Source organism: Chromohalobacter sp. HP20-39, from assembly GCF_033052815.1.
In the GTDB taxonomy this organism is placed as follows: domain Bacteria; phylum Pseudomonadota; class Gammaproteobacteria; order Pseudomonadales; family Halomonadaceae; genus Chromohalobacter.
This window is the reverse complement of sequence record NZ_JAWHTP010000509.1, coordinates 1-290: the sequence shown is the minus strand read 5'-3', so window position 1 is coordinate 290 and position 290 is coordinate 1. Positions and strand designations below refer to the sequence as shown.

The 290-nt window shown below is 62.4% G+C and carries 1 protein-coding gene; it reads left to right on the top strand.

The annotated features are described in order from the left end of the window. The coding region (locus RVY79_RS18995) for an ATP-binding protein (RefSeq protein ID WP_411161751.1) at positions 1-290 on the top strand (290 nt) is incomplete at both ends.

The following is a 290-nucleotide window of genomic DNA, read 5'->3' as shown; positions in this document are numbered from 1 at the left end:
CCAAGGAACTGGGCGCCAACCAGATCGCGCTGGGCCACCACCGCGACGACATCGTCAACACGTTCTTCCTGAACATGTTCTTCGGCGGCAAGATGAAGGCGATGCCGCCCAAGCTGGCCACCGACAACGGCGACCACATCGTCATTCGCCCGCTGGCCTACTGCGCGGAAAAGGACATCGCGTCATACGCGCGCGCCATGGAGTTCCCGATCATCCCGTGCAACCTGTGCGGCTCGCAGGAAAACCTGCAGCGCAAGAAGGTCAAGGAGATGCTGCTGGAGTGGGAGCGC